The 22,325-nt window shown below is 73.4% G+C and carries 21 protein-coding genes; 14 read left to right on the top strand and 7 right to left on the bottom strand.

Annotation, left to right across the window (positions count from 1 at the left end; translation table 11 throughout):
* The first annotated feature begins 146 nt into the window (after positions 1–146).
* The 3 genes from ACF08N_RS23155 to ACF08N_RS23145 all read left to right on the top strand — a co-directional run bounded on the left by ACF08N_RS23155 (position 147) and on the right by ACF08N_RS23145 (position 4,269).
* Entirely contained in the window at positions 147–605 is a 459-nt protein-coding gene (locus tag ACF08N_RS23155) for a DUF6643 family protein (protein ID WP_392326557.1), read from the top strand.
* Between the two features lie 492 nt (positions 606–1,097).
* Positions 1,098–1,706 carry a hypothetical protein gene (locus tag ACF08N_RS23150; protein WP_392326556.1) on the top strand — a complete coding sequence of 203 codons (609 nt, stop codon included), beginning with the start codon at positions 1,098–1,100 and terminating at the stop codon, positions 1,704–1,706.
* Between the two features lie 127 nt (positions 1,707–1,833).
* Positions 1,834–4,269 (top strand): right-handed parallel beta-helix repeat-containing protein, encoded by a 2,436-nt coding sequence (locus ACF08N_RS23145; RefSeq protein ID WP_392326555.1) that lies wholly within the window; start codon positions 1,834–1,836, stop codon positions 4,267–4,269.
* On the opposite strand, the gene ACF08N_RS23140 is transcribed toward ACF08N_RS23145, so the two are convergent.
* Entirely contained in the window at positions 4,266–6,800 is a 2,535-nt protein-coding gene (locus tag ACF08N_RS23140) for a hypothetical protein (protein WP_392326554.1), read from the bottom strand. The two genes, ACF08N_RS23145 and ACF08N_RS23140, sit on opposite strands and share 4 nt — an antisense overlap.
* Positions 6,801–7,023: 223 nt before the next feature.
* On the opposite strand from ACF08N_RS23140, the gene ACF08N_RS23135 reads away from it, so the two are divergent.
* From ACF08N_RS23135 to ACF08N_RS23125, 3 genes are all read left to right on the top strand, one after another.
* Positions 7,024–7,869, top strand: coding sequence for a DeoR/GlpR family DNA-binding transcription regulator (locus ACF08N_RS23135; RefSeq protein WP_392326553.1), 846 nt, complete (start codon positions 7,024–7,026; stop codon positions 7,867–7,869).
* A gap of 6 nt (positions 7,870–7,875) precedes the next feature.
* Positions 7,876–8,316, top strand: a complete 441-nt coding sequence (locus tag ACF08N_RS23130) for an SRPBCC family protein (RefSeq protein ID WP_392326552.1) — start codon at positions 7,876–7,878, stop codon at positions 8,314–8,316.
* A gap of 248 nt (positions 8,317–8,564) precedes the next feature.
* Positions 8,565–9,047 (top strand): SRPBCC family protein, encoded by a 483-nt coding sequence (locus ACF08N_RS23125; protein WP_392326551.1) that lies wholly within the window; start codon positions 8,565–8,567, stop codon positions 9,045–9,047.
* Between the two features lie 27 nt (positions 9,048–9,074).
* Here ACF08N_RS23125 and ACF08N_RS23120 read toward each other — a convergent pair whose 3' ends face one another.
* Entirely contained in the window at positions 9,075–10,271 is a 1,197-nt protein-coding gene (locus ACF08N_RS23120; protein WP_392326550.1) for a PLP-dependent cysteine synthase family protein, read from the bottom strand.
* Positions 10,272–10,467: 196 nt separating this feature from the next.
* Between ACF08N_RS23120 and ACF08N_RS23115 the strand changes: the two genes are divergently transcribed.
* Together ACF08N_RS23115 and ACF08N_RS23110 are read left to right on the top strand one after the other, a co-directional pair.
* Complete coding sequence (locus tag ACF08N_RS23115) at positions 10,468–10,791, top strand: hypothetical protein (protein WP_392326549.1); 324 nt, start codon at positions 10,468–10,470, stop codon at positions 10,789–10,791.
* Positions 10,792–10,974: 183 nt separating this feature from the next.
* Positions 10,975–11,502, top strand: coding sequence for an ATP-binding protein (locus ACF08N_RS23110; RefSeq protein ID WP_392326548.1), 528 nt, complete (start codon positions 10,975–10,977; stop codon positions 11,500–11,502).
* A gap of 43 nt (positions 11,503–11,545) precedes the next feature.
* Here ACF08N_RS23110 and ACF08N_RS23105 read toward each other — a convergent pair whose 3' ends face one another.
* The 3 genes from ACF08N_RS23105 to ACF08N_RS23095 are packed head-to-tail and all read right to left on the bottom strand — an operon-like array spanning position 11,546 to position 15,182.
* Positions 11,546–14,116: an ABC transporter permease gene (locus ACF08N_RS23105; RefSeq protein WP_392326547.1), complete on the bottom strand. Its 2,571-nt coding sequence runs from the start codon at positions 14,114–14,116 to the stop codon at positions 11,546–11,548.
* Positions 14,113–14,901 carry an ABC transporter ATP-binding protein gene (locus tag ACF08N_RS23100; RefSeq protein ID WP_392326546.1) on the bottom strand — a complete coding sequence of 263 codons (789 nt, stop codon included), beginning with the start codon at positions 14,899–14,901 and terminating at the stop codon, positions 14,113–14,115. The genes ACF08N_RS23105 and ACF08N_RS23100 overlap by 4 nt, the downstream gene beginning before the upstream one ends.
* Positions 14,898–15,182, bottom strand: a complete 285-nt coding sequence (locus ACF08N_RS23095; protein WP_392326545.1) for an SHOCT domain-containing protein — start codon at positions 15,180–15,182, stop codon at positions 14,898–14,900. The genes ACF08N_RS23100 and ACF08N_RS23095 overlap by 4 nt, the downstream gene beginning before the upstream one ends.
* Positions 15,183–15,366: 184 nt before the next feature.
* Between ACF08N_RS23095 and ACF08N_RS23090 the strand changes: the two genes are divergently transcribed.
* The 3 genes from ACF08N_RS23090 to ACF08N_RS23080 are packed head-to-tail and all read left to right on the top strand — an operon-like array spanning position 15,367 to position 17,446.
* Entirely contained in the window at positions 15,367–15,954 is a 588-nt protein-coding gene (locus ACF08N_RS23090; protein WP_392326544.1) for a TetR/AcrR family transcriptional regulator, read from the top strand.
* 8 nt (positions 15,955–15,962) lie between these two features.
* Entirely contained in the window at positions 15,963–16,544 is a 582-nt protein-coding gene (locus ACF08N_RS23085; protein WP_392326543.1) for a DUF4865 family protein, read from the top strand.
* Positions 16,541–17,446: a phosphotriesterase gene (locus tag ACF08N_RS23080; RefSeq protein WP_392326542.1), complete on the top strand. Its 906-nt coding sequence runs from the start codon at positions 16,541–16,543 to the stop codon at positions 17,444–17,446. The genes ACF08N_RS23085 and ACF08N_RS23080 overlap by 4 nt, the downstream gene beginning before the upstream one ends.
* A 122-nt stretch (positions 17,447–17,568) precedes the next feature.
* Here the strand turns inward: ACF08N_RS23080 and ACF08N_RS23075 are convergent, their stop codons facing one another.
* The gene (locus ACF08N_RS23075; protein WP_392326541.1) at positions 17,569–18,420 is read right to left on the bottom strand and encodes a YhjD/YihY/BrkB family envelope integrity protein; all 852 of its coding nucleotides are present in this window, start codon (positions 18,418–18,420) and stop codon (positions 17,569–17,571) included.
* 75 nt (positions 18,421–18,495) lie between these two features.
* Complete coding sequence (locus ACF08N_RS23070) at positions 18,496–19,710, bottom strand: ROK family protein (RefSeq protein ID WP_392326540.1); 1,215 nt, start codon at positions 19,708–19,710, stop codon at positions 18,496–18,498.
* 76 nt (positions 19,711–19,786) lie between these two features.
* On the opposite strand from ACF08N_RS23070, the gene ACF08N_RS23065 reads away from it, so the two are divergent.
* The 3 genes from ACF08N_RS23065 to ACF08N_RS23055 all read left to right on the top strand — a co-directional run bounded on the left by ACF08N_RS23065 (position 19,787) and on the right by ACF08N_RS23055 (position 22,299).
* On the top strand, positions 19,787–21,070 hold the full coding sequence (locus ACF08N_RS23065) for an MFS transporter (protein WP_392326539.1): 1,284 nt from the start codon (positions 19,787–19,789) through the stop codon (positions 21,068–21,070).
* Positions 21,071–21,139: 69 nt separating this feature from the next.
* Positions 21,140–21,574: an SCO4225 family membrane protein gene (locus ACF08N_RS23060; RefSeq protein WP_392326538.1), complete on the top strand. Its 435-nt coding sequence runs from the start codon at positions 21,140–21,142 to the stop codon at positions 21,572–21,574.
* The gene (locus tag ACF08N_RS23055; protein WP_392326537.1) at positions 21,556–22,299 is read left to right on the top strand and encodes a maleylpyruvate isomerase family mycothiol-dependent enzyme; all 744 of its coding nucleotides are present in this window, start codon (positions 21,556–21,558) and stop codon (positions 22,297–22,299) included. Before ACF08N_RS23060 ends, ACF08N_RS23055 begins: the two co-directional genes overlap by 19 nt.
* Positions 22,300–22,325: the final 26 nt, after the last annotated feature.

Below are 22,325 nucleotides of genomic sequence, written 5' to 3'. Positions count from 1 at the left end.
CTTGCCCTTTACACGAATTCGAGACAGATGAGCGACCGTTATTGCCCGATTCGCTCGAATTAGGCATCCGTCGTCACTCACAGCAGCCGAAACAACCCTCTTATCGGGCTCCCCAACCAGCACATCGTGGGCTTAACTTATGTGCCATGACCTCCCCCCGCGCCACCTACGGCGGCGGTTACTACTCCGCGCCGTCGTTCCCCGACACCCCGATCTACGACTCCCTGGTCGCGGAGCGGGGCACGCCTCAGATCGCGCCGATCCGAGTGCCCGCCGCGTACGACACCGGCAGCAGCTACCTGCCGGCACTCCCCGCGGCGCTGCCCGCCCTCCCGGCGGCACCTTCGCCGTCTCCTTCCTACGGATATCCGCAGCAGATGCAGCAGCAGCCGATGCCGCTGCAGCACGCGCCCGCGCCGTACATCCCGCAGCAGGCGTCGGCACCCCGCGGATACCCCGGCCCGCAGTACCAGGGCCAGCCGCAGCAGCCGCGCCCTGCCGCCACCGGGTACGAGGCCATGCGCCCGGCCGCGGTACGGCCCGCACCTTCGCCCGCGCCGTACGAGGACCCCTACAACCGCCCGTATCAGGGACGGGGGTACTGACGGCGCACTGACGGCAGCCGGAGACGGCGCCCCGTACGGCCGGCCGCTGCGCGGCCGATCGCGGGAAGCGCGCCCGGCGCACGGTGGCGGAGCCGCGGGGGATGCGGGGAGACCATCGGTGGGACCCCGGTCGACTTGTCGGCCGGGGTTTCGTGCAACCGGGTGCTCCGCGGCCGGTGTTGGCGTGTGCCGGACCACCGCCGCGCAGGCCCGTCAGCGGGCGCGGGCCGTCCTGGCGCGTGACAGGGGCAGGGGGCTCCGGCCCTTCCCCACCCTTCGGCTCGGCTCCCCCGGACCCCTCCGTCACCCTTCCGTGGAATTCGCCGCCCGGCGGGAACCCTCCGCGGAGCGCCCTGCGTTGGACCGATCGTGAGGACATCCTCGCGACGGACAGGGGGCGACGGGAGGGGGTGACCTGACTCTCTCTTCGCGCGACCCGCGCTTGTTCCGTGCCGTATCGGGCATCACGGGCACAGAAGGGGGTGGCGAGCAGTGCGAGCAGCCGCGGGAGTCTGGCGCTGGCGGCACAATCCCCTGCGCCGTGCGACGGATCTGGCCGAGGCGTGGCTGGCCCTCGTCGCGGCGCTTCTCCTCCTCACAGCGGCCCCGGTCGTCGGCTGGATCACCGGCACGCTGACGGACGAGTCGCTGCGGCAGTCCGTGCGGATCCAGCGTCAGCAGCGCCATGCCACGACGGCCACGGTCCTCGGACCGGCCACGGTGGCGGGCCCCGCGGCCGCCGACCCGGAGTCGGCCGCGGCGAGCGAGCAGCGCCGTGCGGTCGCGGCCGAATGGACGGCTCCCGACGGGACCCGGCGCACGGGGACGCTGTCGGCCGGTCTGCGGTCCTCCCGCGCGGGCACCACGTTCAGGGTGTGGACGGACAGTTCCGGCCGAATAATGCCGCGCCCCATGGAGCCCGCCACGGCCCGGGTGCACGCGACGCTCGCCGGGATCGGAGCCGGGCTGGCCTCCGGTCTGCTCGTCGAGTGCGGCAGACGGCTCGTGCTGTGGCGGCTGGTGCGGCGCAGATTGGCCGATCTCGACCGGGCCTGGGCCGCGGTGGGTCCGGACTGGGGACGGGCCGGCGCCGGCAGCTGACCCGCCCCGTCAACTCCCGCCCGCCGCGCGCGCTACGGTGGTGCGACCCCCCACGCGGGGTGCGGGACGCGTCCCCGTCATCGGCGCGGCGATGCACGAGAACACGAGGTGGGGGCAAGGCAGCACCATGGCACAGGGCACGGTCCAGGTGACGCACACCGGCACATCGCGGTGGCGGCGCCGCACAGGTGAGTACGCGTCCCTCGCCGCTGCCCTGGAGGCCGCAGGCGACGGCGACGTCCTCACCGTGGCCCCGGGGACGTACCGCGAGAACCTCGTCGTCCAGCGGGCGGTGACGCTGCGCGGGCCGGAGGGTGCGGTGGGGTCGGTGCGCATCGCGCCCGTGGACGGAGTGCCGCTGACCGTGCGCGCGTCCGCCACCGTCCAGGACCTGCATGTGGAGGGCCAGGACTCGGCGGCCCCCGCGCTGCTCGTCGAGGACGGCACACCGGAGCTCACGGACCTGCGGATCGTGACGCGTTCGGCAGCGGGCCTGGAGGTTCGCGGCGACGCGCGGCCCACGGTGCGCCGCTGCACCGTGGACAACCCGGCCGGTGTCGGCATCGCCGTACTGGACGGCGCGAGCGGGGTGTTCGAGGAGTGCGAGGTCGTCGCCGCCGGACAGTCGGGGGTGTCGGTGCGCGGCGGGGCACACCCCCGTCTGGACCGCTGCAGGGTCCACCACGCCTCCGGCGCGGGCGTGGCCGTCACCGGTGAGGGCAGCAGCCTGGAGGCCGTCGGCTGCGAGATCTACGAGGTCAAGGGCACCGGGGTGCAGATCGCCTCGCGGGCGACGGCGCATCTGACCGACTCCTCCGTGCACCGCACCACCTCGGACGGCATCACGCTCGACACGGACGCCGTGCTCACCCTCTCCGACTGCGACATCCACGACATCCCGGAGAACGCGATCGATCTGCGGTCCCGTTCCGTGCTCACGCTCACCCGCTCCACGGTGCGCCGCTTCGGGCGCAACGGCCTGTCCGTGTGGGATCCGGGCACCCGCGTGGACGCCCACCAGTGCGAGATCCACGACAGCACGGGCGACTACCCGGCGGTCTGGGTCAGCGACGGAGCGACAGCCGTGCTCGATTCCTGCCGCGTGCACGACGTCCCGGACGCCCTGTTCGTCCTGGACCGCGGCTCGCGCGCAGACGTCGTCGACAGCGATCTCTCCCAGGTGCGCAACACGGCGGTCTCCGTGAGCGACGGCGCGACCGCCCAGCTCGATGACTGCAGGATCCGTGAGGTGTCCACCGGCGCCTGGTTCCGTGACCACGGCAGCGGCGGCACGCTGAACGGCTGCACGATCGACGCGGCGCAGACCGGCGTGATCGTGACCAAGGGAGCGGACCCGCTGATCGAGCGCTGCACCGTCACCTCGCCCGCCGAGGCGGGTTTCTACGTGTCGGCCGAGGGCCGGGGCACCTTCCGCGGCTGCCGCGTGACGGGCAGCGGCGGTTACGGCTTCCATGTCATGGACGGGTGCCGGACGATGCTGAGCCGCTGCCGCACCGAGCGCTGCACGCGCGGCGGTTACGAGTTCGGCGAGGACGACGGCCCGATCGTGGAGGACTGCACGAGCGACGAGAGCGGCACGGTGCGGCCCGGCGCCGAGCGCGCGACGGCCGTGCTGACCGCCGCCCCGCAGACCGCCGGCCTGCTGTCGGCCCTCCCCGCCGCCCGGAGCGCCGCTCCCCCGGCAGCCGGCGAAGGGACAGGGACGACAACAGCGCCCGCCGCCGAGCCGGCGCGCAGTTCGGGAGCGGTCCTCGGTGAGCTGGACGCGCTGGTGGGTCTGGACAGCGTCAAGCGCGAGGTGCGCACGCTGACCAACATGATCGAGGTGGGCAGGCGCCGTCAGGAGGCGGGCCTCAAGGCCGCGTCCGTGCGCCGCCATCTGGTCTTCACCGGCTCCCCCGGCACCGGCAAGACGACGGTCGCCCGGCTGTACGGCGAGATCCTGGCTTCCCTCGGTGTCCTGGAGCGGGGCCATCTCGTCGAGGTCTCCCGGGTGGACCTGGTCGGCGAGCACATCGGCTCGACGGCGATCCGCACCCAGGAGGCGTTCGACCGGGCGCGCGGCGGGGTGCTCTTCATCGACGAGGCGTACGCCCTGTCGCCCGAGGACTCCGGCCGCGACTTCGGCAAGGAGGCGATCGACACCCTGGTGAAGTTGATGGAGGACCACCGGGACGCGGTCGTGGTGATCGTCGCCGGGTACACCGCCGAGATGGAGCGGTTCCTGTCGGTCAACCCGGGTGTGGCATCGCGCTTCTCACGCACCATCAGGTTCCCGGACTACGCACCGGAGGAGCTGCTGCGAATCGTGGAGCAGCAGGCCGAGGAGCACGAGTACCGGCTGGGCGAGGGTGCGGCGGAGGCCCTGCTGAAGTACTTCACGGCGCTGCCGAAGGGCCCGGCCTTCGGCAACGGCCGTACCGCGCGCCAGACGTTCGAGTCCATGGTGGAGCGGCACGCGGTACGGGTGGCGGAGCTCGTCGAGGTGAGCACCGACGATCTGACCCTGCTCTACGCGGAGGATCTGCCCGAGCTTCCTTAGGGGCTGCCCGGCGTGTCCGGGGCGTACGGCCCCTCGGCGCCGGCCGGGGGCGCGGCCTGGTGTTCCGCCCTGGCCTGCACGGGTACGGCCGGGGTGAGCCGGTCGAGCAGGTGGGCGCGTTCCTTGGCGAACGACGGGTCGGCCTGGTAGTCGGAGTGACCGAGGATCGGCTCGGGCAGCGGGTAGCGGCCCGAACGGCCGTGGACCAGCGGGTCCTTGAGCGCGTCGCGGTCGACGTCGGGGTGGCCGCCCGCGGCGGGCACCAGCACGGGTCCGCCTATGGGGTCGGTGGTCCGCCACAGGTTGCGCCAGCAGTCCATCTGGCTGTTGAGCTCGCGCAGCGCGGCGGGCCCGAAGTAGGCGGGGAACCAGCGGCCGTAGAGCCGTTCCAGTGGTGATCCGTACGTCAGCAGGGCCACGCGGCGGCGGGTGGCGGCCGGAAGCTGCCACACGGCCGCCGCGGCGAGGACGCTGCCCTGGGAGTGCCCGGAGATGACGAGCCGTCCGCCGCTGCGCTCCGTCCAGGTGCACATGCGCCAGGTGAGGTCGGGCACGGCCCGTTCGGCGTAGCAGGGCGGGGCGAACGGATGGGCGGCGCGCGGCCAGAACGTGCCGACGTCCCACAGGATGCCGATGGTGCGGCGGGCGGACCGGTCGCGGTAGGCGCGGCGGCCCATGGTGACGAACAGGAGGAAGCCGAAGCCGACGAGCCAGGAGCCGAGCGCCTGGGCGGCCTCGGCCGTGGACTCGGTCAGGCCGCCGGTCTCGCCGAAGGCGCGGCCGGGCACCTCGCCGCTCACCCATGCGCCGACGACGGCGCCCAAGCCGAGCAGCAGAGTGGCCCCGGCGAGCAGGCCGACCAACAAGGGTGCCTCGTCGGTGAGTCGGGCCCTGGCGCGGGTGCCCGCGATCCGCCGGGTGCGGACCGGGTCCGGCCTGTCCTCGCGGTACTCGGCCTCGACGACGGGGGCGAGGCGGCGCCCGAGGAGCCAGGTCCGTACGGCGAGGGCGAGCGCGGGCAGCAGCAGGACCATCAGCAGGACCGGTATCACGGCGGCCTGCCAGCTGAGCAGGACGGGCGGTCCGGGAATGGCGCCGTGCTTGTCCATGCCTGGCGTTCCGGGCCCGTCGAGCCAGTCGGCGACGCGCTGGGCCACGCCGCCGGTCATCACTCCGCCGAGCGCGCAGGCGAGCATGGCGACGGCCGGTCCGCCGAAGCCGTGGAGCACGGCGCGCGGGTGGCGTGCCCGGCGGTGCAGCCGCAGGGCGACGACGGCGAGGGCGACGACGAGCGCCCCCTGGGTGAGGGCGATCACACGGAAGGTGACGTCCCCGGGGAGGGTCGCCGCCGACTCCCAGGCGGGCCGGGACCAGGCGGCGTAGAGAAGGGACAGGGCGAGCAACGCCAGGGCGGTGCCGGGGAGATACCGTACGGCCGCCCGGTCGAGCCGGGCGTCGATCCGCTTCTCGCTGCGCCCCCTGCGCAGCACCACCCACAGCACGGCGGTGCCGGCGAGGGCCAGTGCGGTTTCGAGCAGTACGCCGCAGACCTTGAGCAGGGTGTCGTCCGCCGAGCGGTCGTGGCGGGCGGCGGCTCCGGCCACCGCGGCGGCGACCGTCAGGAATCCGGCCGCGGTGTGCGCGGCGCGCAGCCGGGCGACGAGCCTGCGGCCGTACCAGAAGCCGGGCCTGCCGAGCGCGGGCCGCACGAAGGGCCTGCGGGGCTCGCGGGACTCGGACCGGCTGCCGGGCTCGTCACCGGCCGCGCCGCCGGCCTCGTCGTGGAACCCGTCACCGAACGCGTCATCGGACTCCGGGTCGTCGCCGTCACCGGACCCGCCCGGCCCGCCCGACCCGTCGGTGTCGGACGCGTCGACACCGGCGACGCACCCGTCGGCGGCAGTGGGCGGCCGCTGGGACTCGTAGGCGCTCCAGGTGCGGTTGGACAGGTACCACAGCAGGACCACGAGCGCGGCCGGCACCACGGCCGCGAGTGCGAGCCGCCGCCCCGGCTGGGACCACCAGCCGCCCTGCTCGGCCGAGAGGAACCCGAGCCAGGCCCGCTCCCCACTGCACGCGGCCGAGCCCGCGCACTGCCACGCCAGCAGGTCCAGCGCGACCTCGCAGGCGGCGGCGGTCAGCAGGACCGTGAGGCTGAGCGCGACCATCCGCACCAGCGCCCCGTACAGACGGGTGGTGCGCCGACTGCCGCCGGCCCTGGGACGCATCCAGTGGGCGAGGTTGGCGACCATGAAGGGGAGCAGCAGCAGCCACAGGGCCCGCGCGCCGTTGCCGGAGGTGAGGTTGGACCAGACGTAGGCCTCGGGGACGGGCCGGTCGAGGTACTCCTCGGGGTGCTGCTCGGCCAGGGCGTCGTCGGCGCGCCGGTACACGGCGGCCTTGTCGTCGCCGGTGATCCGGACGGTGCGGGGGTCCTTGAGCATGTCCTGCGGGGTGGCTCCGCCGACGCCGTGGACCAGCAGCTCCAGCGCGGGTCCTTCGCCGTACGGTGCCGGAGTGGCAGGGGACACTGAGGTGACTCTCTCTCGTCGCAGGGGCGGTGGGAGGAACAGCGGGTGCGCGGCCGTGCTGCGGTTCGTGACCAGAATCCCGGATCATGACGGTTCGCCGCACCGCACTTACGGAATCTCCCCGAGCCCGCTCCGCGGCCCGCGTGCGAGGATGAGAAACCCTGGCCGACAGGCGCTGTACGTCCCGGTGCGGCGACGACACGGAAGGACCGGTCCCCCGGCGGTGAGCGACAACCAGAACCTGCTCGCGGAGCAGCGGCGTGCCCTGATCCTCGACGAGGTCCGCAGGCGCGGCGGTGTGCGGGTCAACGAACTCACCCGCAGGCTGAACGTCTCCGACATGACGGTGCGCCGCGATCTGGACGCCCTGGCCCGCCAGGGCGTCGTCGAGAAGGTGCACGGCGGAGCCGTGCCGGTCGTCGAGGCGAGCACGCACGAGCCGGGGTTCGAGGCCAAGTCGGCGCTGGAGCCGACGGCCAAGGAGGACATCGCGCGGGCGGCGGCGCGGCTCGCGGTCCCGGGCAGTGCGATCGCGCTGTCGGGCGGCACCACGACGTTCGCGCTGGCGCACCATCTGCTGGACGTGCCCGATCTGACGGTGGTGACCAACTCGGTGCGGGTCGCGGACGTCTTCCACTCCGCGCAGCGCACGGGTCCGGCGGGCGGTCAGCGGCCGGGGGCCGCGACGGTGGTCCTCACCGGCGGGGTGCGCACGCCGTCGGACTCCCTGGTCGGGCCGGTCGCGGATCAGGCGATCCGGTCGCTCCACTTCGACATCCTGTTCATCGGGGTGCACGGCATCTCGGTGGAGGCTGGTCTGTCGACGCCGAACCTGGCCGAGGCCGAGACGAACCGCCGGTTCGTGGCCGCCGCGCGGCGCGTGGTCGTGGTCGCGGACCACACCAAGTGGGGCACGGTGGGGTTGAGTTCGTTCGCCCAGCTGTCGGACGTGGACACCTTGGTGACGGACGCGGGGCTGTCGGCCGAGGCGCGCGAGGAGATGGCCGAGTACCTGCCCGGCCTGGTCGTCGCCGGTGACGACGAGGCGGCTCGCGGGCAGGACGGCTGAGCCGGGATGGGCGTGTTCCGCATCGGCCGGACGACCGCGCTGCCCGTCGACGAGTGCTGGCTGCGGGTGACGGACTGGCCGGCGCACGCGGCGCAGGTGCCCCTGACGTCCGTGTCGGTGAAGGACGCCGGGCCGACGGATGTGGGCACGGTGTTCGTGGCACGCAGCGGCATCGGACGGCTCGGTTTCGACGACCCGATGGAGGTCGTGCGCTGGGAGCCGCCCGTGGGCTCGCGCTCCGGGCGGTGCCGGCTGGTCAAGCGCGGCCGGGTGATCACGGGCTGGGCGGAGATCGAGGTGCGTGCGGTGGGCGAGGGCTCGGCCGTGGTGTGGGTGGAGGAACTGCACTTCGCGGTGCTGCCGGCCCCGCTGGACCGGCTGGTCGCCGGGGTGGGCCGGGTGGTTTTCGGCCGCGCGCTGGACGGGTTGCTCACGCGCAAGCGGTGAGGCACGGACGTGCGGGCTCACGCGCCAGGGCGGGAGGCACGGACGGGCGGGCTCAAGCGCCCGGACATGGGGCGCGGACCTGATACCTACGCGCCAGGACGTGCGGCGCGGACCCGATACGCACGCACCAGGACGTGGGGCGCGGACCGCGTACTCGCGCGGCGGCCGCAGGGGCGGACATCCTCCGGCGCCGCCGCTAGGGTGTGCGGTCCCCGCACGCCTTTCACCCCCCACTGGAGGTCCGCACCATGGCACGCCAACTACGCCGGGTCGAGCTGGAGTTCGTGGAGAACGCACCGATACGTCTGGTGTTCTCGGCCCCGGTGTCCGCCGTGCCGTCCGCCGTGTACGCCACGCTGGCCGAGGACGTCGAGAGCCTGCCCGAGTGGTTCACGGCCGTGACAGCGGCCCGGTCGACGGAGGGCGGCGCGGGCCGCGAGGTCCGGCTCAAGGGCGGCACGGTGTTCACCGAGCGCATCCTGGCGAAGGAGCCGGACAGCCGCTACGCGTACCGCATCGAGCAGACCAATGCCCCTGGGCTGCGTGCCCTGTTGGAGGAGTGGCGGATCACGCCGACGCCTACGGGATCGCGCATCCAGTGGACCTTCGCCGCGGACGGGCCCGCTCCGCTGCGCGTCGCCATGCGGCTGGGCAGAGGAGGGCTGGGGCGTGCGTTCCGGGACGCGGTGCGCAATCTGGACCGCCGGCTGACGGCGCCCGGTGCTTCCTGAGCCGCTCCCCCGCCTCCCGCGCACCGCTCAGCAGGGCCAGGCGCCCGTGTCCAGGAACGAGTCGATCGCGGCGGCGTACGGGCGGATGTCCAGGCCCTGTCCGGCCAGCCACTCGTCGGAGTAGTACTTGTCGAGGTAGCGCTCCCCCGGGTCGCAGATCAGGGTGACGACGCTGCCCCTCTCGCCCCTGCCCACCATCTCGGCGACGATCTTGAGCGCGCTCCACAGGCCCGTACCGGTCGAGCCGCCCGCCTTGCGCCCGATGGCCGTCTCCAGGGCACGCACGGCGGCGACACTGGCCGCGTCCGGGACCTTCATCATGCGGTCGATGGCGCCGGGGACGAAGCTCGGCTCCATGCGGGGCCGCCCGATGCCCTCGATGCGCGAGCCGCAGTCGCTGCTCGCGTCGGGGTCGCCGTGGGTCCAGCCGTCGAAGAAACAGGAGTTCTCCGGGTCGGGGACGCAGATCCGGGTGTCGTACTGCATGTAGTGCACGTACCGGGCGATGGTCGCCGAGGTGCCACCTGTACCGGCGGTCGCGACGATCCAGGCGGGCTCCGGATAGCGTTCGAGCCGCAGCTGCTGGTAGATCGACTCCGCGATGTTGTTGTTGCCCCTCCAGTCGGTGGCTCGTTCCGCGTAGGTGAACTGGTCCATGTAGTGGCCGCCCGTGCGCTCCGCGAGCGCGGCGGACTCCTCGTACATCAGCCGGGAGTCGTCGACGAAGTGGCACTGCCCGCCGTGGAACTCGATCAGCCGGATCTTCTCGGGGCTGGTGGTGCGCGGCATCACGGCGACGAAGGGGACACCGATCAGCTTCGCGAAGTACGCCTCCGAGACGGCCGTCGAACCGCTGGACGCCTCGATGACGGGCTTGCCCGGGCGGATCCAGCCGTTGCACAGGCCGTACAGGAACAGCGAGCGGGCCAGGCGGTGCTTGAGGCTGCCCGTCGGATGCGTGGACTCGTCCTTGAGGTAGAGGTCGATGCCCCAGTCCTCGGGCAGGGGGAAGCGCAGCAGGTGGGTGTCGGCGGAGCGGTTGGCGTCGGCCTGGACCTTGCGGACGGCCTCTTTCAGCCAGGCCCGGTACGCGGGGTCGGTGCGGTCCACGTCGACGGTCGCGACCGCCCCGGTCGTGCCCGCCGTCCGGTCCGCGCCCGATCTCACCCGTTCGGCCGACGCTCCGGTCGCCTCGTCCGCCACTGGATTCTCACGCGTGCTCATGAGTGCCGCCCTCGCCTCGCCCGCCACTGGTCCACGGTGTGTGCCCACCCGCAACAGTAAGCCCCTCACCTGGGCAAACGTTCACTTTGGGGATCCATAGGAGTCACTTGTGCAAGGCTCTGACCAGGCGCACTGGTGCACAGCGGCCCAAGTGTGCAGACTTCCCACAGGAGTCGCTGCAAAGGGGGCGGACACTATGGCAACCGCGGAGCCGGAATTCAGCGCCACAGGCGTGCGGATCGAGCGCTGGCCGCGTTCACTGACCCGGGCCGGACAGGTTCTGATCAAGGACGGCCGGCTGGCGCTGATGACGAGCTACGGCCGCGTGATCGAGAGCGCGCCCGTGCGGGCGGTCACCGCGGGCAGGCCCTGGTTCGCCGGTGACGACAGCACGGTGGCGACGCTGAACGGCAAGCGGTACCGCCTGACCATGGGTCAGCGCAGCCGGCGTCCGGAGGCAAAGGCCCTCGCGGGGCGCTTCCTCGACGCGGTACGCGGGGCGGGCGGCAACAGGAGTTGAGAACGGCCACGGGAGTGCCGCGAGTTGCGGCCCCCCAGGCCATGGTTCACGCTGGTTCCACATCACTCAGGGTTCACCGGCGGTCACGCTGAGATCCAGACCCGCCGGTATGTTCAGCAGACGGCCGACTGCTGGATCTCTTGTCTCGTCTTCTTCCGGACCTCATTTCGGGGAGTCGCAGCCGTGATCAGCCAGCCCAGCAGGCACTGCACGGTGGAGCTCCAGGCCCTGCCGTCGCGGATCGGTCAGGTCCGCAGAATCATCTCGGCGCAACTGCGCTACTGGCACCTCGATCCTCTGATCGACCAGGCTGCGCTCGGCGTCACCGAATTGCTGACCAATGTGCTCCGGCACGCTCAGCCGGACAAGACGTGCACCGTGGACGTCGAGCTGCTGCTAGACAAGCTCACGGTCTCCGTCCACGACCACGATCCGCGTCTGCCGACCGTCCATGACGCGGACTCCTCCGAGACCCACGGCCGCGGGCTCGCGCTGGTGGCCGCCTTCAGCGAGAGCTGGGGCGTACGGCCGCGAGGCGATGCGGGGAAGGTCGTCTGGTTCACGCTGCCCGCGACGTGCCCCGCGGTCTCGCTGCCCGAGTATCCGGCGGTGTACGGGGCAACCACCACCGGACCGTTCACCGAGATGCCCGAGGCGGAGGCCGAGGCCGAGGCCGCAACTGCCACCGCCCGGTCCGCCGTTGCGGGCTGACCGGGCAGGGCGGGGACGGCCGGGCGGCCGTGGTCCCGAGCGGTCATTCGGTCGCGATCGCGCGCAGGACGTCGAGCCGTGCCGCGCGCCGCGCGGGCCGCCAGCCCGCCACCGCCCCGGCCACCACACCGACGAGCGCCACGACCAGCAGCTGCACCGGCGGGACGGCGAAGGCGAACGCGGTGTCGCCCGTGCCCTCCGACGCCTCGACGAGAACCCAGCCGAGCAGCGCGCCGAGCGCGAGTCCGCCCGCGGTGCCGAAGGCGGCGACGAGCACCGACTCCCAGCGCACCATGGCGCGCAGTTGGCCGCGGGTCTGGCCCACGGCGCGCAACAGACCGAGCTCCCTGGTCCGTTCGTGGACCGCCAGCGTGAGCGTGTTGGCGATGCCGAGGAGGGCGATCACCACCGCGAGCGCGAGGAGCGCGTAGACCAGGGTGAGCATCATGTCGATGGCCCCGGCGGAGCTCTCGGCGTACTCCTCGCGGGTCTGCACCTCGGGACTGCCGTACGCGGCCGCCGTCTTCTCGACCGCCTCCTTGCCGTCGGCGGCGCCCACGCCGTCCTTGAAGGTGACAGCGACGAGGGTGTCGGAGTCCTGGCCGCGGTGGGGCGCCCAGGCCGCCCGGGTGATGACGTAGTCACCGGCGAGTTCGGACTGCTCGAACACGGCCCGGACGGTGAAGGTCCGCTCGGTGCCGTCGGTGAAGGCCAGGCGTGCGGTGGAGCCGGTCCGCCAGCCGTTCTCCTCGGCCGCCGTGTCCGCCACGGCAAGACCGTCGGTGCCGAGCGCGTCGAGCGAGCCCCGTACGGTCCCGAGGTCGAACGAGCCGGCCAGTGCGGCCGGATCGGTGACCGTCAGCTGCCGTCCCGCGCCGTCGATCTCGGCGACGCCGCGGCCGAGCCCGACCGCGGACTCCACCTCGGGCAGCCGGGAGACGGCGGGTGCGAGCTTCGGGCTGAGTCCGCTGCCGCCCGCACCGAAGGCGGGCGTGCTCACCGCCACATCGCCGGCGAAGGAGCGGGAGACGGTCTGGTCCATCGTCGCCTTCAGCGAGGCACCGAAGACGGTGAACAGGGAGACGACGGCGACACCGATCATCAGCGCGGTGGCGGTGGCCGCCGTGCGCTTGGGGCTGCGCAGGGCGTTGCGCCGGGCGAGCCGCCCGGACACCCCGCGCATCCGGTCGAGCGGCCGCCCCAGGACCCGTACGGCGTACGAGGAGGCGACGGGCCCGAGGACGACGAAGGCGACCAGGGCGAGTACGGCGCCGGTGCCGGAGAGCACGAGGGACGGGGTGGCCAGCACGCCGAGCAGGACGGTGGCAATGCCCGCCACGGCGAGAGCCGCGCCCAGGGCGGCCCGCCGGCCGAGGGCGGCGGAGTGGTCGACGGCCACCTCGCGCAGGGCGGCGAGCGGTGCGGTGCGTCCGGCGCGCAGGGCGGGCAGCAGCGCGGAGCCCAGGCAGACGACGACGCCGACGGCGAGGGGCAGCAGCAGCGAGACGCCGCTGACCTGGAGGGACTCCTCCGGGAAGGGGAAGCCGACCGCCGGGAAGAGCGCCTGGAGACCGGCGGCGATGCCGATGCCGCCGAGCAGTCCGGCCGCCGAGGCGGCCAGGGCGACGAACGCCGCCTCGACGAGGGTCGAGCCGACGATCTGGCGACGGGAGGCGCCGAGGGCGCGCAGCAGGGCGTTCTCGCGGGTGCGCTGGGCGATGACGATGGCGAAGGTGTTGTGGATCGAGAAGGTCGCGACGAGCAGCACGATGCCGGAGAAGACCAGCAGCAGGGTGGTGAAGAGGTTCAGGAACTGACCGGAGATCATCTCCTGGTTCTCCTCGGCGGACCGCTGCCCGGTGATGGCCTCGACTCCCGAGGGAAGCACGGGGGCGAGGGCGTCGACGAGTTCCTGCTGGCTCGTTCCGGGGCCGGCCCGGACCTGGATGGACGCGGCTTCGCCGGGCGTGGGCGTCAGGTACTTCTCGGCGTCGGCGCGGGTCATCCCGGTGAACGTCGTCTGCCCCATTCCGTCCTCGCCGCCGAAGGTCGCGAGGCCCACGACGGTGACCGGGACGGGGTCGGGGGTGCGCAGCACGGTGGTGTCGCCGAGGTGCAGTCCGCCGGTCTCGGCGGCGCCGCGGTTGACGACGACCTCGCCGCTCCTGGCGGGGGCGCGGCCGTCGGCGAGCTGGTAGGGGTTGAGCTCGGGGTCCTGGATCCAGTTCCCGGCGAGGGTGGGCGGGCCCTGGCCGCCGACGGGCTTGCCGTTGGCGCCGATGAGCTGGCCCGCGCCCTGGATGGTGGGTTCGGCCGCGGCGACCTCGGGGGTCTGCCGGATTCGATTGACCAGATCGGTCCGTACGGGTTGGCGGGTGCCCTGGCTCTCGCCGGAGACGGTGACGACGGTGGTGCTGCGCACGACGGCGTCGGTGCCGCTGGTCGCGCCCCCGAACATGGTGTCGAATCCGGCGCGCAGGGTGTCACCCATGACGAGTGTGCCGGCGAGGAAGGCGACGCCGAGCAGGACGGCGGTGAAGGTGCCCGCGAAGCGGCGTTTGTGGGCGCGCAGGGAGTTCAGGCTCAGGCGCAGCGTCGCGCTGTTGCCGTTCATGTCGCCACCTCCGTCAAGGGCCCGCGGGTGTCGAAGGCCTTGAGCCGGTCGAGGACGCGCTCGGCCGTCGGGTCCGCCATCCGGTCGACGAGCCGGCCGTCGGCGAGGAAGACGACCTCGTCGGCGTGGGCGGCGGCGACCGGGTCGTGGGTGACCATGACGACGGTGCGGTCCGTGCGGCGCACGGTGCCGCCGAGCAGGCGCAGTACCTCCTCGCCGGAGCGGGAGTCGAGGTTGCCGGTGGGCTCGTCGGCGAAGACGACGTCCGGACGGCCGGCGAAGGCGCGGGCGACGGCGACGCGCTGCTGCTGTCCGCCGGACAACTCGCTCGGCCGGTGGTGCAGCCGGTCGCGCAGCCCCACGGTGTCGACGAGGGCGTCGACCCATGCGCGGTCGGGTTCCTTCCCCGCCAGGTCCATGGGCAGGGTGATGTTCTCCGCCACCGTCAGGGTGGGAACGAGGTTGAAGGCCTGGAACACGAAGCCGACGCGTTCGCGGCGCAGCAGCGTGAGCCTCCGGTCGTCCAGACCGCTGAGGTCGGTGCCGCCGATGTGCGCGGAGCCCGAGGTGAGGGTGTCGAGCCCGGCGGCGCAGTGCATGAGCGTGGACTTGCCGGAGCCGGAGGGGCCCATGATGGCGGTGAAGCGGCCGGCGGGGAAGTCGACGGTCACCCCGTCCAGGGCTCGTACCTCGGTGTCGCCCCTGCCGTAGATCTTCACGGCGTCGACGACCCGGGCGGCGGTGCGGGACCCGGTGGTCCGGGTCCCGTTCGCGTGCGTGGTCATGCCGCACCGTCCTTGGTGGCGCGGCCGAACTGCTCGTCCAGGACGGACAGCCGCCGCCAGTACTCCTCCTCGTCGATCTCGCCCGCCGCGAAGCGGCGGCCGAGCACGGCGAGGGGGGAGCTCTCGGCGATCGGGGGCCGGCTGCCCTGCCAGGGGGCGCGCCGGGGGCGCCAGATGCCGGTGCGCCGCAGGACGGCGACGACGCCGACGACCACGGCCGCCCAGATCAGCGGGAAGAAGAGAATCCACGGGCCGGGCCCGTCGTGGGCGAGGGTGTTCATCTCGGTTCAGCTCCTCGGTGGCGCTTGTTCGGTGGTTCCGTGACGCTTTCGAGGCTCCCGCCGGAAGGGGGTCCGAGTCGTCGTACTGCCAGCGGCTGTGCGCGTACCTCCTGGGGAGTACGGCGGCCGGGAGCGACTGCTTCCGGCCGGCCGAGATCCCGGACTGTCTTCTGTACCTACTGGTATGTACAGTGAGCGCATGAGTACCTCGGAACGCCTCGTCGAGGCGACCCGTGAGCTGCTGTGGGAGCGCGGTTACGTGGGCACCAGCCCGAAGGCGATCCAGCAGCGCGCGGGCGCGGGCCAGGGCAGCATGTACCACCATTTCTCCGGCAAGCCGGACCTGGCGCTGGCCGCGATCCGGCGAACGGCCGACGAGCTGCGCGCCACGGCCGAGGCGGCGCTCGGCGGTCCGGGCAGCGCGCACGAGCGGATCGCCGCGTACCTGCTGCGCGAGCGCGACGTCCTGCGCGGGTGCCCGGTCGGCCGGCTGACGATGGACCCGGACGTCATCGCCAGTGACGAGCTGCGGGCGCCGGTGGACGAGACGCTCGCCTGGCTGCGGGGCAGGCTCGCCGACATCGTCCAAGAGGGCAGTGAGCGCGGCGAGCTGAGTGCCGCGCTGGACCCGGCCGAGGTCGCGGCGACGATCGTCGCGACCGTGCAGGGCGGCTATGTGCTGGCCCGCGCCTCCGGCTCGACGGCTGCCTTCGACGCGGGCGTCCGCGGCCTGCTCGCCCTCCTCGGATCCCGGCCCGCACAAGGGAGTTGACCCCGACCGTGCACGCGATGCAGTACGAGATCACCCTGCCCGCCGACTACGACATGGGCATCATCCGCGACCGCGTGGAGCGGCGCGGCCATCTGCTCGACGACTTCCCCGGCCTGGGTCTCAAGGCGTATCTGATACGCGAACGGGCGGGCGGCTCACCCGTGAACCAGTACGCGCCGCTGTATCTGTGGACCGCCTCCGAGGGCATGAACAGCTTTCTGTGGGGGGCCGGATTCCAGGGCATCGTCGACGACTTCGGCCGCCCGGAGGTACAGCACTGGACGGGGGCCGCGTACCACGAGGGGCCCGCGGCGGCGGCCGGTGCGCGTACGGCCGTCCGGCGCAGGCAGCGGCTTCCCGCGGGCGCCCGGCCCGGCGCGCTCGTCGAGGAGGCGGCGGCCGAGACGGAACGGCTGGCACGGCACGACGGGGCCGTCTGCGCGGCCCTCGGCGTCGACCCGTACCGCTGGGAGCTGCTGTACGTGACCCTGTGGGACCACGACTCCCCCGCGACGCCCGGCGACCGTTACGAGGTCCTGCACGTGTCGGCGCCCGAGCGGGGCGCCCTGAGCCGGGGCAGGCACTGGTGACGCTCGTCCGCACGGTCCTCGGGGACGTACCGGCCACGGAGCTGGGGGTCACGGACGCGCACGACCATGTCTTCCTGCACTCTCCCCTGCTGCCGGGCGCCGAGCTCGACGACCCTGCGGACGCCGGCACCCGGATCGGGGCGTTCGCGGCGCTCGGCGGCCGGACGGTGGTGCAGTGGACGCCGTACGGGATGGGCCGGCGGCCCGCCGACCTGGTGGCGCTGTCGCGCTCGTACGGTGTGCACATCGTCGCTGCCACCGGGCTGCACCGGGCGGTCCATTACGCGCGCGACTTCACGCACCTCGGCGTGGCGGGTCTGGCCGGTCTGTTCGCCCGGGAGGTGACCGAGGGCATCGGCGACTCGGGGGTGCGGGCGGGGATCGTCAAAGTGGCCGGGGCCTTTCACACCGTCGACGCGCACGCCCGGCTCACGATGGCCGCCGCCGCCGAGGCGCACCGGCGCACGGGCGCCCCGATCGCGGTCCACCTGGAGCTGGGCACGGGCGCGCTCGACGTCCTGGACCTGCTCTGCGGGGAACTGGGCGTGCCCCCGGGCTCCGTGATCCTCGGTCACCTGGGCCGGTCCCCCGATCCCGTGGTGCACCGGGAGGCGGGTGCCGCGGGCGTGTTTCTCGCCTTCGACGGCCCCTCTCGGGCGTATCACGCGACCGACTGGCGGCTGCCCGAGCTCCTGGCCGCCCTGGCGGACGCCGGTCACGGCGACCGGCTGCTGCTGGGCGGGGACACGGTGACGCCCGAGACGCCGGGGATGGTGCACCTGCTGCGGCGGCTGCGGCCGCGCCTGGAGGCGGCCCTGGGCGAGGAGCTGACGGACCGGATCCTGGTCGCCAACCCCGCGGCGGCCTTCGCCATGGCACCGGGCGGGGTGCAGCAGGGCTGAACGGAACGGAACGCCGGAGGCGAGGCCGGGGCGAGCCCTGGACGAGCCCGGGGCCCGGCGCCGGAGCCGCACCACCGAGCCGGAGGCGAGGCCCGGGAGAGCCGCGCCCGGGACGAGCGGCGTTACAGGTCGTCGTGCGCGACCGCGCGGTCCAGCTTGCGCCGGGTGAGCTCCTCGTGGACGAGGCGGCCCGCGATCGCCCCGCCGTAGACGACCACGCCGACGCCGACGAGCCAGGACTGGAGCACGAGGACGGTGCCGAACGGGCCGTAGGTCACGGCGTTCGAGGCGATCAGCGGCGAGAAGACCACCTGGGAGAAGATCCGCAGCCCGAGCAGGGAGACGGCGGTGGCCACCGCGCCGGGCAGCAGAGCACGCCAGCGGACGCGACCGCCGAGCAGCAGGCGCTGGGACACCCAGAAGAACAGGATCGTGCCGAGCAGATCGGCGATGGTGGCGAGCACGATGACCAGGGCCGACTCCCCGGGGCTGGGCACGTTGACGAACACCAGGACGAAGAAGATCAGCAGCGCGAGCCACACCACGTGACGCCACATGGTGTGCCATCGGGCGGTGGGCAGGTCCCACACCTTCTCGTAGCCTGTCTGCACGGCCGAGCCGAAGGTGAGCCCGAAGACGGCAAGTGCGGCGAGGCCGAAGGCCGTGGTGCGCTGGAGCGCCTGGCCGGGCATGCCGAACAGCTCCTCCACTTGCCGCTGGGACTCCGGCGAGACGCCGAGCGCCTGGCCGAGCCAGCGGGCGAAGCCTTCGGCGCTGACGGGGTCGGCGGCCGCGACGACGATCAGCAGCGGCACGAGGGTGACGAAGGCGAGCGCGGCGAAGCCCATGGCGCGATGCAGGAGCTCCATCTCCCGGCCGCGGTACCAGCCGAGCCCGACGGGTGATTCGAGCACCTTGCGGTGCAGGTGCTCGAACCGGTGCGCGCGGTGCGGCCCGGAGGGCGTGTGGGTCATATGTCGTGGACTACCCGCAAGCACCGCGCGGATCGCGGAGCCGTCCTCCGGACGGGTGGCCCCGCCCGCGGGGCGTCAGGCGAGCGCGGCGAGCGGGTCGTCGAGGACCGGCTGCCAGGCCAGTTCGGCGGCGCCCACCAGTGAGTTGTGGTCCAGGGTGCACGGCAGGATCGGGACGCCCCCGCTGCGGCCCCACAGGCTGCGGTCGGCCACGACGGCGCGCAGGCGCTCCGGGTCCGCCTCCAGGAGTTCGCGGTGGAGGCCGCCGAGGATGATGCGGTCCGGGTTGAGGATGTTGACCAGTCCGGCGAGGCCGAGGCCGAGGCGGTCGATGAGCTCTGCCGCCGCCCCCCGGACGGCCGGGTCGCCGTACTCCCCGCGCAGCAGGTCCCTGGACTGCTGGAGCAGCGAGACCTCGGGGCCCGGATCACGGCCCGTGGCGGTCAGGAAGGCGAGCGGGTCGGCCTCGACGTCGAGGCAGCCCCGGCTGCCGCAGTGGCAGGGGCGGCCTTCCGGGTTGACGGTGAGATGGCCGACCTCCAGCGCGAGACCCGAACTGCCCGTGTGCAGGCGGCCGTCCAGGACCAGCGCGCCTCCGACGCCGCGGTGGCCGGTGGCGACGCACAGCAGGTGCTGGGCGCCGCGGCCGGCGCCGTGGCGGTGCTCGGCGAGTGCGGCGAGGTTGACATCGTTGCCCGTGAAGGCGGGGCCTCGGATGCCCGCGGCGGCGACGCGTTCGGCGAAGATGTCGCGTACGGGAGCACCGGCCGGCCAGGCCAGGTGCAGCGGGTTGAGGGCGGTCCCCTCGGGTTCGGCGACCGCGGAGGGTACGGCGAGCCCGGCCCCCGCGCAGCGGCGCCCGCTCTCGTGCAGCAGCGCCGCGCCCGCTTCGACGACCTCGCCGAGGACCTGTGCCGGATCCGCCTGGACGGTGACGCAGCCGGGCGCGGTGGCGACGATGCGGCCGCCGAGACCGACGAGCGCGGCGCGGAATCCGTCGGCGTGGACCTGGGCGGCGAGGACCACCGGGCCGGTGTCGTCGACGGAGAGGCGGTGCGAGGGGCGGCCCTGGGACCCGGCGGCGGCGCCGGGCCGGGAGTCGACCCGGATGAGGCCGAGCGCCTCCAGCTCGGCGGCGACGGCTCCGGCGGTGGCGCGGGTGACGCCGAGCTCGGCGGTGAGGACGGCACGCGTGGGCGCCCGCCCGGTGTGCACCAGTTCCAGTGCCGGGCCGAGGGCGCTGCGGCCTCTTTCCAGTCTCGTCCGGTTGGTCGTCGCCTTGCCGTTCATGATGGTGAGTCTCCCATGATCCGGACGTGGAGCAGCCGCCTTGTACACAAGGGTCCGTTGCCTCTATTCTGACTTTGTGCCGCTACTAAACAAACTCAGGACGGCCGTACCGGGGGGACCCGGCGGAGACCCCGCCTCCCTCTCCCTGTCCCGCCTCCGCACCGCCCTCACCGTCTTCTTCGCCCTCGACGGCTTCCTCTTCGCCGGCTGGGTCGTCCGCATCCCCGCGATCAAGGAACAGACCGGTTCCTCCGCGAGCGACCTCGGCCTCGCCCTCCTCGGCGTCTCGGCCGGCGCCGTGGTGACCATGACGCTGACCGGCCGGCTCTGCCGCCGCTTCGGCAGCCATGCCGTGACCGTGGCCAGCGCGGTGCTGCTCTCCCTGAGCATGGCCCTGCCCCCGCTGACGCACTCCGCGCTCGCCCTCGGTCTGGTGCTCCTCGTCTTCGGCGCCGCGTACGGCGGGATCAACGTCGCCATGAACAGCGCGGCCGTCGACCTGGTCACCGCGCTGCGACGGCCCGTCATGCCCGGCTTCCACGCGGCGTTCAGCCTCGGCGGCATGCTCGGCGCGGGACTCGGCGGGCTCGTCGCCGGGGGCCTGTCCCCCACCGCACACCTGGTCGCACTCACCGGGCTCGGCCTGCTGGTCACCGCCGCCGCCGGCGCCGTGCTCCTGGCCCACCCGGCGCCGGCCGCGGACGACCCCGCGACCGGCTCCGCACCGGCGCGCCTGACGGGACGCACCCGCAACCTGGTGGTGCTCTTCGGCGTGATCGCGCTGTGCACCGCGTACGGCGAGGGTGCGATGGCCGACTGGAGCGCGCTGCACCTGGAGCAGGATCTGCACGCGCATCCGGGCGTGGCCGCCGCCGGCTACTCGCTGTTCGCGCTCGCCATGACCGCGGGCCGCCTCACCGGCACGCTCCTGCTGGAGCGGCTGGGCCAGACCCGTACGCTCGTCGCCGGCGGCGCCACGGCCGCGGCCGGAATGCTGGTGGGGGCGCTCGCGCCGACCGTGTGGCTCGCCCTGGCCGGCTTCACGGTGGCCGGGCTGGGCCTGGCCAACATCTTCCCCGTGGCCGTCGGCAGGGCCGGCGCACTGGCCGGCCCCGGCGGGGTCGCGGCCGCGTCCACGCTCGGTTACGGCGGCATGCTGCTCGGCCCGCCGGCGATCGGCTTCCTCGCCGACTGGTTCTCGCTGCCCGTCGCGCTGACGACGGTGGCGGCACTGGCCGGTGGGGCCGCGCTGATCGCGTACTGCGCCCGGCACGCGTCGGCTCCCGGCGCGGAGGTCGCGCGGCACGGGCGTGACGCCGAGCCCTCCCGGGAACGGGCCGTTTCCCCCAGTCGCACCTGAGTAGCCGTACTCAGGTGCGGGCACCCGGGCCGTCGCAGCATGGAAGGACGACGACCACGGGAGACGGCCATGCACGCCCGACTGACCTCGCTCGCACAACTGACCTTCGGCAACCTCGCGTCCAGGATCTATCTGGCGCTGGTCGCCGCGGCAGCCCTCTTCGTGGCCGTCGACACCGCGTTCGTACATCAGGAGGACGCGTCACTGGCCGGGATATGGCTGTTCCTGCTGACCGCGCCGACGATCTTCGCGCTCATGGCACTGGGGACGCTGTTCGGGGAGGGCGTGGCGGAGTCCGCCGCGTTCCTCTACCCGGCACTGGTCGTCGCCGTACTGGTCCAGGCCTGTGCGCTGGGGCTGTTCGTCCGGCTGCTGCGCGGTGGACCGCAGCGGACCGCGCCCGCACGGGGCCTGACACACCGTGCGTGCGTGAGGCCGCGCGGGCACTCTGGAGCGCGTCCGGCCGGGCTGGCAGAATCTCCGCCGTGGAGACCTCGGCACTGATCAAGTCCCTCGTCCGCGAGGGGCAGTTGCTCGCGGCGGCCGCCGAATCGGCGGGCCCCGAGGCCCCCGTGCCGACATGCCCCGGCTGGCAGGTGCGGCATCTCCTGCGGCACACGGGCATGGTGCACCGCTGGGCGACGTCGTTCGTCACCGAGGGGTACACCGCCTACCACCCGGACGCCGGGGAGCCCGATCTCGACGGCGACGAGCTGCTCGAATGGTTCCGCGAGGGGCACGGGCTGCTGGTGGCGGCGCTCAGCGAGGCCCCGGCGGACCTCGAGTGCTGGTCGTTCCTCCCGGCGCCCTCGCCGCTGGCGTTCTGGGCGCGGCGGCAGGCGCACGAGACGGCGGTGCACCGGGCGGATGCCGAGTCCGCCGCGGACGGGAAACCCGGGCCGGTCGCCGCGGATTTCGCGGTGGACGGGATCGATGAACTGCTGTCGGCGTTCCACGCGCGACCCAAGAGCCGGGTGCGCACCGAGACCCCGAAGTTGCTGCGCGTCGCCGCGACGGACACGGGTGACGTGTGGACGGTACGGCTCTCCCAGGAGCCGGCGCGCACGGAGCGCGGCGGCGAGGGGCCGTGCGACTGCGAGCTGACCGGCCCGGCGGAGCGGCTCTACCTGACGCTGTGGAACCGGCTGCCGCTCGACGCCGTGTCGGTCACGGGCGACGCGGCGCCGGCGCGCCTGTGGCGCGAGAGGTCGGGCATCACCTGGTCGTAGGCGGGGGCAGGCCGCGCTTGCGGGCG

It is taken from the genome of Streptomyces sp. NPDC015127 (assembly GCF_043080095.1).
In the GTDB taxonomy this organism is placed as follows: domain Bacteria; phylum Actinomycetota; class Actinomycetes; order Streptomycetales; family Streptomycetaceae; genus Streptomyces.
Note: the sequence above shows the minus strand (reverse complement) of the source record. Positions and strands in the feature narration are given on the sequence as shown.